General features: G+C 46.8%; 10 protein-coding genes. 5 read left to right on the forward strand and 5 right to left on the reverse strand.

Annotated features, from left to right (window positions below):
• The first annotated feature begins 198 nt into the window (after positions 1-198).
• A complete protein-coding gene (locus tag CMR00_03720; GenBank protein ID PIO48596.1) occupies positions 199-1,353 on the forward strand; it encodes an acyl-CoA dehydrogenase in 1,155 nt (384 codons plus the stop codon).
• 199 nt (positions 1,354-1,552) lie between these two features.
• Here the strand turns inward: CMR00_03720 and aroB are convergent, their stop codons facing one another.
• Positions 1,553-2,635 carry a 3-dehydroquinate synthase gene (gene aroB / locus CMR00_03725; GenBank protein ID PIO48597.1) on the reverse strand — a complete coding sequence of 361 codons (1,083 nt, stop codon included), beginning with the start codon at positions 2,633-2,635 and terminating at the stop codon, positions 1,553-1,555.
• Positions 2,632-3,240, reverse strand: a complete 609-nt coding sequence (locus CMR00_03730) for a shikimate kinase (protein PIO48664.1) — start codon at positions 3,238-3,240, stop codon at positions 2,632-2,634. Before CMR00_03730 ends, aroB begins: the two co-directional genes overlap by 4 nt.
• Before the next feature lie 111 nt (positions 3,241-3,351).
• On the opposite strand from CMR00_03730, the gene CMR00_03735 reads away from it, so the two are divergent.
• Genes CMR00_03735 through CMR00_03750 form a run of 4 tightly spaced genes read left to right on the forward strand, consistent with a single transcriptional unit; the run spans position 3,352 to position 8,144 of the window.
• Entirely contained in the window at positions 3,352-4,473 is a 1,122-nt protein-coding gene (locus tag CMR00_03735) for a hypothetical protein (protein PIO48598.1), read from the forward strand.
• Complete coding sequence (locus CMR00_03740; protein PIO48599.1) at positions 4,470-6,659, forward strand: S9 family peptidase; 2,190 nt, start codon at positions 4,470-4,472, stop codon at positions 6,657-6,659. The genes CMR00_03735 and CMR00_03740 overlap by 4 nt, the downstream gene beginning before the upstream one ends.
• A gap of 45 nt (positions 6,660-6,704) precedes the next feature.
• Positions 6,705-7,265, forward strand: a complete 561-nt coding sequence (locus tag CMR00_03745) for a hypothetical protein (GenBank protein PIO48600.1) — start codon at positions 6,705-6,707, stop codon at positions 7,263-7,265.
• Between the two features lie 45 nt (positions 7,266-7,310).
• Entirely contained in the window at positions 7,311-8,144 is an 834-nt protein-coding gene (locus CMR00_03750; GenBank protein PIO48601.1) for a hypothetical protein, read from the forward strand.
• Between the two features lie 5 nt (positions 8,145-8,149).
• Here CMR00_03750 and CMR00_03755 read toward each other — a convergent pair whose 3' ends face one another.
• The 3 genes from CMR00_03755 to CMR00_03765 all read right to left on the reverse strand — a co-directional run bounded on the left by CMR00_03755 (position 8,150) and on the right by CMR00_03765 (position 10,679).
• Positions 8,150-8,518, reverse strand: a complete 369-nt coding sequence (locus CMR00_03755; GenBank protein PIO48602.1) for a hypothetical protein — start codon at positions 8,516-8,518, stop codon at positions 8,150-8,152.
• 67 nt (positions 8,519-8,585) lie between these two features.
• On the reverse strand, positions 8,586-9,068 hold the full coding sequence (locus CMR00_03760; protein PIO48603.1) for a hypothetical protein: 483 nt from the start codon (positions 9,066-9,068) through the stop codon (positions 8,586-8,588).
• A 189-nt stretch (positions 9,069-9,257) separates the two neighbouring features.
• Entirely contained in the window at positions 9,258-10,679 is a 1,422-nt protein-coding gene (locus tag CMR00_03765; GenBank protein ID PIO48604.1) for a hypothetical protein, read from the reverse strand.
• Positions 10,680-10,683 lie beyond the last annotated feature (4 nt).

Below are 10,683 nucleotides of genomic sequence, written 5' to 3' on the forward strand. Positions count from 1 at the left end.
TTCTTCAAAATAATTTGCCCTATAAATTTTCTTTCCTCCCAAAAGGATCGGTCGAGCAAGCACAAGACACCTTGCACTTGCTTACCCTCTTTTGGCTTAGGCATACTCTGCACTTTGTCTCACTTCTTGTTTCTTTCTTGCGTTTGCCACAAATAGTTTAAATTCGTTTTGTTTTTTCCAACTTAACTTAGTCTGACCATGCGATTTGCTTTTTCCGAAGAGCAACTGATGATTCAGCAGACGGCGCGCGACTTTGCCCGCACTGAAATCACAGATGCCATTGAGCGCGATGAAACCTCAGAATTTCCCTACGACATTGTCATGAAACTTGGCGAACTTGGTTTTCTCGGCATGATTGCGCCACCCGAATATGATGGCGCAGGTATGGATACGCTCAGCTATGTGCTTGCAATGGAAGAAATCTCCAAAGCTGATGCCTCTGTCGGTGTGATTATGTCCGTCAATAACTCCCTCGTATGCTGGGCGCTTAGCGAATATGGCACGCCTGAACAGAAAGAAAAATACTTGCGTCCGCTTGCTAAAGGTCAGAAAGATGGCAAACTCTACATTGGCGCATTCTGTCTTTCTGAACCAAACGCTGGCTCCGATGCCACTGCGCAGACTACTACTGCAGTACGCGATGGCAATGCTTGGGTACTCAACGGGACAAAAAACTGGATTACCAATGGCACAACGTCTGAATTGTATCTTGTTTTTGCCATGACCGATAAATCCAAAGGTTCGCATGGCATTTCTGCTTTCTTAGTTGAGCGCAATACGCCTGGCTTTGAGATCCTCAAGAAAGAAAAGAAACTTGGCATTCGTTCTTCCGATACGTGCTCACTTGGCTTTACGGATTGCCGCATTCCCTTGGAGAATATGCTCGGTGTTGAAGGGGAAGGCTTTAAGATTGCGATGAAAACTCTGGATGGCGGTCGCATTGGGATTGCTGCACAAGCCTTAGGGATTGCTGCCGCCTCGCTTGAGCGCTCGCTCAAATACGCCAAAGAACGCAAATCATTCGGCAAATTGATTATTGACCATCAAGCCATTCAGATGAAACTTGCAGACATGGCTACCGAACTTGAAGCGGCAAGAATGCTTACTTATGAAGCAGCTTGGCGCAAAGACCAACATCAGCAGCATTCAGCGCAGTCGGCAATGGCGAAACTTTATGCTTCTAAAATCGCTGTCAAAGCGGCACTTGAAGCTGTTCAAATTCATGGCGGATATGGCTATGTGCAAGAGTATGAAGTTGAACGCTATCTGCGCGATTCGAAGATTACAGAAATTTATGAAGGTACATCAGAAGTGCAGCGCATTGTTATTGCACGCTCACTTTTGCGTGCTTAATAGCTCGTTGGGCATCCAAAGTGCGCTGGGTGAAGAGCTTGTCAGAAGTAAAAACAACTTTTCGCCCACGCACCTAAGGCTAACAAAATTTGCACGATAATTAGCGTTAGCACAATGCGATAAAACCAACGCCCAATGATTTTTATCGGTGTATCTTTTTGCGAGTGCGACATGCCGCGGTCTGACTTAAAACTTATGTTTAGCTCTCCACATCGCTTTCGCGTCTTTTTATTGCATTGCACACTTGCTCTTTCTCTATCGGCTCATCTGATAGATACGCTTTACCAATTTTCTCCAGTAACACGAAACGCAGGCTATTATTCTGCTTTTTCTTATCGGCTTGCATCGCTTCTGTAATTGCTCGTTCACTTTGTCCAAGAAAGTAAGCCTTCACGATTGTCTCTTTGATTTTGAAGCGCGATACGACATGCACAATGCGCTGCAATTCGTCTGACGAAATTTTTCCCATGCGATGCGAGAGTGCCGATGCACAAAGCATGCCGAAGAGCACGGCTTCACCATGACGTAAGTACTTATAGCGTGCAAGTTTTTCCAGAGCATGAGCGAAGGTGTGCCCAAAGTTGAGCACCGCCCGTAAGTTGCTTGTTTCTTTGAAATCTTTTTTTACGATGCGCTGCTTTGCGGCAACGCTTTTTTTTATAGCGGTAAGCAAGGCAGGTCGCTGCGCAAGAAATTCCTCAAACTTTTTTTCAAAGAAGGTCAAAAATTTCTCGTCGCCAATCAAAGCGTACTTGAGCACTTCAGCTAAGCCTGAATACATATCACGCTCTGGCAGTGAGCGCAGAAATGCAACATCAATAAGTGTTGCATCGGCTTTGTAGAAAAATCCAATCAAATTTTTTCCTGCTGGATGATTCAGCGCGACCTTGCCTCCGATTGCAGAATCGACCATGGCAAGTAGCGTAGTTGGCACCTGCACAAGGCGCAAGCCTCGCATATAACTTGCCGCCACAAATCCCGCTAAATCACCAACAACGCCGCCGCCTACGGCTACAACGGTGTAGTTTCTGTCTACATCTGCCTTTGCCCATTCACCGTAGAGTCTATTTGCCACCGCAAGCGACTTGCAGCGCTCACTTGCAGGCACGACACTTTTATGCAGCGTAAAACTTTCCTTTCGCAGTTCTAGACCTAACACTGTGCCAAAGTAACGATCAACTGTCTCATCTATACACAGCACAAGTTTTTTTGGAATAGCATTTTTTTCGAAGTGCGCTGCTAGGTCGCTGCAAAGTGCGTGTGTAAAAATGACCTTGCTCATTGGTTTGCGCACGGAATACCGCCGCCCGTCTGGTCTATTTGACTCGATTGCGCTTTGAGATATCGCTCAATCTGGCGCGTTAAGGTCTCGACTGTTCTCCCAATCGGGTTCTGATCGGTCGCAATACAAATCAGAGCATGGCTTTGATAGCGCTCTTCGCGGTTCATCAGCATTTGTTCAATACGCTGGCGCAATGCCTCTTTGGAGAGTCGCTCACCATTTTCTGCTTTCATCAGCGGTCGATCATCTTTGTTTGAAAGCCGCCGAGCAAGGGTCTCCACATCAGATTTGAGATAAATGAGCGTCCCCGATGCCTTGACGACTTCAAAACTTCGATCGTTTTCTAAGGTTCCGCCGCCGAGTGCTACAACGAGATTTTCTGTTTGTGCGTACTTTTGCAGCAATTCATATTCCAACTGTCGGAAATAAGCCTCGCCTTTTTCACTAAAAATTTCTACTACCGACTTTTGCTCCTTTTCAGTAATGGCTTTATCAATATCGACAAAATCAAAGCCAAGAGAGTTTGCAAGGATTGGACCAATCGTTGATTTTCCTGCGGTGCTAAATCCCGTAAGAAAAATTAAGTTAGGCTTCTTCTGCTGCATATCTTTTGTCGCATTTTGTCGCACAGTTTGAAGATTGTTGCACAGCGGATCGAAATTTATACGAAAAAATAAAATCCAAAACACTAACTTTCGTTAAGATGATGCTCGCACATGACAACTGAAACCTCTTTGACTTGGCAAGGCGCAGCACAACTCTTTCGTAAAAACGCTTCAACACCTGAGCCCATTGTGCTGCATATCGCACCAAGTGGCTTGCGCATTGAAGACACTACTTCAAGTTTAGAGTTGCTAGCTGGTGCATTTCAAGTAACGGAGCAACCTAACACGGCATTTGTCAAAATTACATCAGCACTGCTTCCTGATGGCGTTATCATGCTATCTGATCGCGCCGGTATTGCTGCACTTGAGCAACATGGGTTCTTCAAGGCAAGCCCTGACTTTAAGACACCGTTTTATTTGCGTGCCCTAATTTTTTTTGGCGTGCTGTCTATCTTGGGGATATTCTTTTTCACGGTCGGACTCAATGCACTGGTCTCGTACTCTGCTGCTCATGTCCCGCCTGAACTTGAACGTGCCATGGGCGAAGCGGCTCTTGCCGATTTTCTGCGCACGCAGCGCCTTGCGACAGACTCTGCCGTTAAGGCAACACTTCAAAAATGCGCCCAGCTCATACGCACCTGGCATGGCGATAGCGCACTGCATCTCAATGTTATGATTGTAGAAAATAAAGAAGTTAAAAACGCCTTTGCCCTGCCCGGTGGCTACATCGTGCTCTACCGTGGCATCATGGATTCTATTCAAACTGAAAGCGAGTTTTTTGGCTTACTTGCACATGAAGCCGGGCATGTGGCACTGCGACACGGCTCTAAAAGATTGCTCCGCAACGCCCTGCTTAGTGCTACATTTTTACTCTTGTTTGGCGACATGCAAGGACTGTCTGGCATCTTGCTCAGTCAAAGCTCGACTTTGCTCGATCTCTCCTACAGCCGCCACGAAGAACTTGAAGCCGATGAGTTTGCACTGCATATTCTACACAAGGCTGGTCTCGATGTACAAGCCTTGCCACGCTTGCTTGAGCGCATCGGCAGCAGCAGTTTTGAAATTCCTGCGGTGCTTTCCACGCACCCTTCACAAGCTGAACGCGCAGCACTGACACAGAAAGTGCCCACTACGCTGAACCCAAAATCGTATCTTTCCAGTAAGGAATGGCAGACACTGTTCTCAAACACTTTTCAACACACATCTGAGCAATCAACTCAATTACAACCATGATGCGTCTTGTTTTTTCGCTCATTTTCCTTTGGATCTCTACCCACAGTTTTGCACAAGAAAAATCTTTTACGCTTGAGGAAATTTTCAAATCGCGCAAACTTTTGCCGCGCTTTGTGCAAGGCTTCAATTGGTTTAGCGGTACAACCTATGCGGCAATCGAAGCTGATGAGGCTACAAAGACCGTCAGCATCGTCCTTGTCAATGCGCTCAGTGGTGAAAAGGAAGTGCTTGCTCGTAGCGAAGACTTGAAATTTCTCGGTCGACCAATTGACTTTGCGCACTTTGAAATTAGCAGCGACAAAGAGCACATTTTGCTGACAGGCGCACTTCCAGCACGACGACTCAAAACCGGTGGTGAGGTCTATCTCTATAGCCGCAAAACTAACCTCGTTACAAAACTCTCGCGCATCAAAGGCGATTATGAAATCGTCAAACTCTCACCCGATGGTAAAAAGGTGGGTTATGTACGCAATAAAAACCTTTTCGTCTACGACATTGCGACTGGCAGAGAAACTCAACTGACACGCGACGGCAACGCTAATATCCTTAACGGTGTCTTTGATTGGGTCTACGAAGAAGAATTTTCCATCATTGATGGCTGGCAGTGGTCACCGGACTCAAAGCACATTGCGTTTTGGCGCCTTGACCAAAGTCAAGTGCCCGAGTTCAAAATCACTCAGTATGATTCACTCTATCTTTCGTTTCTTGAATACCGCTACCCCAAAGCTGGTGATAAAAACTCGCTAGTGAAAATCGGTGTCGTAAGCGTCGACAGCCGCCGACCGCAGCCTGTCTTTATTGACCTTGCTGAAAACACTGACATCTACATCCCACGCCTTGACTGGCTACCCGACTCAAAGCGCCTTGCTTACCAGCGTCTGAATCGTCAGCAAAATGTGTTAGAACTTTTCTTCTACGACCTTGAGCAAAAAAGCTCACGACTTGTGCTTACCGAGCGCAGCGATGCATGGGTAGAAGTAGAAAATAATGGCTATTACTTTCTCAAAAATTCAGATGCGTTCATTTGGAGCTCTGACCGTGATGGCTATCAGCACTTTTATCTTTACGGCTACGATGGCGTGCTCAAAGCCCAACTTACCAGAGGCGATTTTGATGATGATGCACTGCTCTATGTTGATGAGCCCAACCAAACGCTGTATTTTACTTCCGCAAAAGACAGTCCCTTAGAGCGTCATCTTTATTCGGTGAAGTTCGATGGCTCACAGATGCAGAAACTTACTTCAGAGCCCGGCACGCATAGCGCCGAGTTTTCTCCCGATGGCTCACTTTACTACCACACCTATTCAAGCGTCAGCACACCACCGAAGTTTTACCTACGCAAAAAAGATGGCTCACTTGTGCGTGAATTGGAAAACAATGCGGCTTTGGAAAAAACCCTCTCTGAATATCGCATGGGCAAAGCGCAGTTTCTTACATTCAAAAATGCTAGTGGAGTCGAACTCAATGCATGGCTACTTGTGCCTGCAGACTTTGACTCAACCAAAAAATATCCCGTACTCATGCATGTCTATGGCGGTCCTGGCTCACAAACCGTGCGCAACGCATGGGGCGCCATTAACCTTTGGTATCACTATCTGACGCAACAAGGATACTTGGTCTTTAGTGTCGACAACCGCGGTACAGGTTTTCGTGGTGCTGCTTTTAAGAAACTCACTTACAAAAAGTTGGGCATTGCTGAAACAGAAGATCAAGTCTCTGGCGCAAAGTTTCTTGCTTCACTTGCGTTTGTCGATAAAAGCCGCATCGGCATTTATGGATGGAGTTATGGCGGTTATATGGCGTCGATGTGTATGACCTATGGCAATTCGCTCGCAGAGCAAGTCTTCAAGGCAGGTATTGCTGGCGCCCCCGTTACGCACTGGAAATTTTACGACACGATTTACACCGAGCGTTACATGGATACCCCGCAGCGCAATCCGAAAGGCTATGAAATTTCTGCGCCTTTAACCTACGCCGATCGACTTAAAGGCAATTTTCTCTTAATTCATGGCACACTGGATGACAATGTGCATTTCCAGAACTCTACTGCTCTTGCAAAGAAACTGCAAGAACTCGGCAAGCCTTTCCAAGCGATGTTCTACCCTGAGCAATATCATGGCATTCGTGGACCAGCGCGCTTTCATCTACATCAATTGATGACACAGTTCATTTTAGAAAAGCTCTGAAAATAGCTTACGCATTGCGTGTGCGCTTGCACCAGCAACAAGGTTGTGAGCGCATACTTTTTCAACATACTACAACTTCTTGCACTTGTCTCACATGCAGCACCTAAAAACGGCTTAGCCTCACTTTTTTTGTTGTCAGTCTACTTCTCAGTATTACTAAACTTTTGTTCCGATATGCCCGACACACACGCTCAGCCTGCTATCACACTCGACTCAAACTCACACGCAGAAAAAGCCGATGCCCAAGCCTCAACTCCTCTATCCGTTGCGTTGCCGCTTGTTACGGATGAGATGCTTTTGAACTGCATGCAATGTGGGTTTTGTTTGCCGCACTGCCCGACTTACGCTCTCACTGAACTTGAGCGTTATTCGCCACGCGGACGCATTCAACTTACACGAGCGCTCTTCGAAGGCACCCTTTCTTCTGAAGAAGCGCTATCGGACATCTCGGATTCGGTCAATACATGCTTGGGCTGCCTTGCTTGTCAAACCGCATGTCCTGCTGGTGTAGAGTATGAAAAATTTTTGAGTCCGCAAAGACGCTGGTGGTTGAGCAACACGCTCAACGCCCCTCACTTACCACGCGATTGCTTTCTTTTGCCATGACAAGGCTTTTCACTAGCCCGAGACTTTTTCAAACGCGTCTCTCGTTTGCTTTCGCTCTCTCAACGCTTACCTTTAGCGCTGCTTCTGCCAAAGTCATTGCGGCGACTCTACCAACTTGCACCCACGTTTTCGCACAAGTTTTTTGATGATACTTACCTCAATCCTACATCTTCAGTGCAAGAGCGTGTGCTTTTTCTTTCAGGCTGCATTATGAACACCGCCTTTGCTGATGTGCACTGGGAGACGGTTGCGCTTTTGCAAAGTGTAGGTTTGGATGTTGTTGTGCCAGCAATGCAAGTGTGTTGTGGTGCACTAAATGCGCATAATGGTTTTCTCAAAGAAGCCAAAGCCTTAGCTCGTGAGAACCTGCGCGCATTTGCTGGTACGGAACTGATTGTAGTTAATTCTGCAGGGTGTGGTGCAATGATGAAACATTACACTGACCTTTTCTTGCCTGATGAACCTGAGCACGCCGAGGCAAGTGCGTTTTCACAGCGCGTGCGTGATTTGTCTGAAGTTCTGCTGGCACGCGATTTTCAGCCGAAGAAAATTGCAATGAAAGTTACCTATCAAGATGCCTGCCATTTGGAGCATGGTCAAAGGATTCGCCGCGAGCCACGCGAGTTGCTTCGGCGCAAGTTTGCTCAGGTGATTGAACTTAACTCGCCAGAGTGCTGCGGCAGCGCCGGGATTTACAATCTCTTGCAGCCTCACTTTTCGGAGCAATTGTTGGAGAAAAAAATTCGTGCTATTGCTGCAACAGGGGCAGAGATTGTTGCAACCGCTAATCCCGGCTGTCTTTTGCAGTTGCAATATGGTTTGCGTCAAGTAGGGAGCAAAGTAAAAGCCATGCACCTTTCTACAGCGCTTAGGCTTTGAAGAGTTTATTTTTTTCGGTCGAGACCGACAGAGAAATTGACCCCAACAGCTGCCGCAAGCCGCTCGACATACTTTTCAATTTTTACGACACGATCAAAACTATCGGCTTTGATGCGGCTATAATTTTTTTCGTAGGCTTTCTGTCGTTCATCTTCGAACTCACGCAAGCGTTTTTGATATTCAGCGAGCGCTTCGTCGACAGAGTTTTCTTTTGATTTCACAAACTTCGGTCGATCTCTATCCCAGACTTTATCACTTTCTTTAGCAACAATCTCAGCATAGCGCAGGGTAATGTCGAAGAGTTCTGCGATTTGCATCTGCAAATCTTTCCATTCTTGCGGAGTTAGCCCACCTCTTTCTTGCGATTCAGACATACTTTTTGCGCGATAAGTTTTTGTAGAAATTTAACTCGAGTCGGGTTGAGAGTTCAAGTTTTTTATGTTAAGAAATTGTTGCAGGGGCCGTGGCTCGCTCACGCTCTTCAATCAGCTCTTTTGTCATCTCTTGACGATGCTTAAACATCTTTTCTATTTCTTTTTCAATGAAGCGTCTTGCAAAAAGATCGGTAATGGATTCTACTGGCACCTCATATTCCACGTAATCAGTCATTCGTGTGCGCTGCTCATCGAGTTTCTCGAAGCGTCGTTCTTGTCGCCACTTACGAAATGGGCTATGCTTTGCCACATCAACCATGCGGTGCGGCGGTTCATATTCAGTGATTTCTACATCCCAGTGGCTTTTGAAAAATCCGAACTGTGTAACTACAATACTGACTTGCTGCCCTTTGCCTGCTGCAGTGGCTTTTAGCAATTCTACTTTGACATCTTTCGGCGTAATCCGAAGCAAGTTTTGAGGATCATCATGGAAATGAAACACTTTTTCAATTGGAGCTTCGATTTCAATAGAGCGTTCAAACCTGTGCATAGATGTATTCTGCTTAAAGTTGACTAAAAGTTTCAAGAGCAACAAACAAAATTACTCAAACCGTTTCCTATTACAATTCTCGACATAGGGCTTTTGCTGTCTTTTGTGCGCCTTATTGTTGCTAAAATATACAAAGTACAAAAGCCCGCGATATTGCGGGCTTCGAGAGCATACTACGCTTGAGCTTTATCAAATCGTTGGGTCAGGGGGTGTGTTGGGATTGTTATCGCGCTCGCGCCGTGGATAAGGATAATAGTTGCGCGTACGTGTTGTCCCAGAAATTGGCTGACCGGGCTGCGGTCCAGGAATGCCCAAACGACGCGCATCTTCCATGCGCAACCCTGAGAGATAGAGTTCAATGCAGCGCTGCTTGTAGATTTCGTCAAGCAGTGCGCGCTCAGTTTGTGCTCCAGTGTAGGGTGTTGGATTGGCTCCAATGTTGAATGCGATATTACCAAGCCCTGTCTTTTGACGCACGCGGTTGATGTCTGCGACCGCATCAGCAAGTCTTCCGAGCCGCACGTTGGCTTCAGCGCGAATGAGAATCATCTCAATTGGGCGATAAATCGGTATGGCGGCATTATTGACGGCGCCAAAGCCTAAGTGATTGCGGTGAAAAAATTGAGGTACAGCAGCTCCTACGGCTGGAGCACGCCGTGTTGCACCTAAGAAGAAGTTGCGCCGGGTACTGTCCGCCACTTCATAGAACTGTGCAGGCAAGCCAAGGCTATCTCGGCAAGCATACGATGTTGCGGCGGTATTGGCACCTGCGCCCAGCGTTAAGATATTGAGCCACATTATATTCTGCGGATTGACGGCATCATACACAAATCTGGACTGTACTGAGAGATCAACGCTGTTTGCAGCATCAATGGCAGCTTGAAAATTACCCGCCATCAGGTGGCAGCGTGCCCTAAAGGCGCGAATTGTGTTTAGCATATTGATTCCTGAACTTAGCACAGAAGCACGCAGTTGCGCAGTATTGCCTCGTGCAAAGAGTTGTTCTGCTTCATCAAGTGAGCGCAGAGCTGCCGCTAAGACCTGCGCACGAGGCGCAAACACAGCGCGCTCACGCCGATCTGTTTCAATCGGCACTTGCTCAAAATACTGGATGAAATAACTCAGCGCCATGGCTTTGTGCAAATGCGCAATTGCTAAAATTCCATTGCGCGTGCTGTCAGGAATCGCTGTTACACTAGGCGCAGCTTGAATAAGCTGATTGCTGATTTCAAGTGCACGCGACAGGTTCTGAAAGAGTACCAAAATCTCGGTGTTTTCATTTGACAAGCCTTGTCCGCCTGCTTCAAGGTCGGTCAGATTGATAAATGTGCGCGTAACAGCCAGCTCACGGCTAGTTGTGCCCGGCGTACGAATAATTGCAGACATGACATCAACGGCAAAGAAGCGTTGCAATCCTACCGTTAAGTTGAAAATGCCATCACGCGTTGTCAGGGCTTTGTCTTCAGTTACAGCGTTTGGATTAACTGGATCGAGCGTGCAGCTTGTCAGCATGCCGGCACAGAGTGTCGCACTGAGCAGTGCAATTAGAAGCGCCGATGTTTTTTTAGACTTTGAATAGGTGTATGTCATGTTTTGAATTCCTCCGTTCATCTTG

The organism is [Chlorobium] sp. 445 (genome assembly GCA_002763895.1).
Lineage (GTDB): Bacteria > Bacteroidota > Chlorobiia > Chlorobiales > Thermochlorobacteraceae > Thermochlorobacter.

Bases quoted from the DNA above. Each gene is read 5' to 3' on its own strand.
- CMR00_03720 (PIO48596.1), top strand. From the start codon at position 199: ATGCGATTTGCTTTTTCCGAAGAGCAACTGATGATTCAGCAGACGGCG.
- CMR00_03760 (PIO48603.1), bottom strand. From the start codon at position 9,068: ATGCACAGGTTTGAACGCTCTATTGAAATCGAAGCTCCAATTGAAAAA.
- aroB (PIO48597.1), bottom strand. From the start codon at position 2,635: ATGAGCAAGGTCATTTTTACACACGCACTTTGCAGCGACCTAGCAGCG.
- CMR00_03765 (PIO48604.1), bottom strand. From the start codon at position 10,679: ATGAACGGAGGAATTCAAAACATGACATACACCTATTCAAAGTCTAAA.
- CMR00_03755 (PIO48602.1), bottom strand. From the start codon at position 8,518: ATGTCTGAATCGCAAGAAAGAGGTGGGCTAACTCCGCAAGAATGGAAA.
- CMR00_03740 (PIO48599.1), top strand. From the start codon at position 4,470: ATGATGCGTCTTGTTTTTTCGCTCATTTTCCTTTGGATCTCTACCCAC.
- CMR00_03730 (PIO48664.1), bottom strand. From the start codon at position 3,240: ATGCAGCAGAAGAAGCCTAACTTAATTTTTCTTACGGGATTTAGCACC.
- CMR00_03735 (PIO48598.1), top strand. From the start codon at position 3,352: ATGACAACTGAAACCTCTTTGACTTGGCAAGGCGCAGCACAACTCTTT.